General features: G+C 70.1%; 1 pseudogene. It reads right to left on the reverse strand.

The annotated features are described in order from the left end of the window. A pseudogene (locus KUM44_RS28545) lies at positions 1 to 308 on the reverse strand (ATP-dependent RecD-like DNA helicase); the annotation flags it as partial.

The following is a 308-nucleotide window of genomic DNA, read 5'->3' on the forward strand; positions in this document are numbered from 1 at the left end:
GTGTCCAGCCCGAAGTGCTGGGTGATGCGGTCGGCGAAGACCGGGCCGATGCCCTTGACCAGGCCGGAGCCGAGATAGCGGCGGATGCCCTGGACGGTGGCCGGGAGGACGGTCGTGTAGTTCTCCACCGTGAACTGCTTGCCGTACTGCGGGTGGGAGCCCCAACGGCCCTCCATCCGCAGGGACTCGCCGACCTGGGCGCCGAGCAGCGCGCCGACGACCGTGAGGAGGTCCCCCGCACCTCTGCCGGTGTCGACCCGGGCGACCGTGTAGCCGTTCTCCTCGTTGGCGTACGTGATCCGCTCCAG

The organism is Streptomyces sp. AC550_RSS872 (genome assembly GCF_019049285.1).
In the GTDB taxonomy this organism is placed as follows: Bacteria; Actinomycetota; Actinomycetes; order Streptomycetales; family Streptomycetaceae; genus Streptomyces.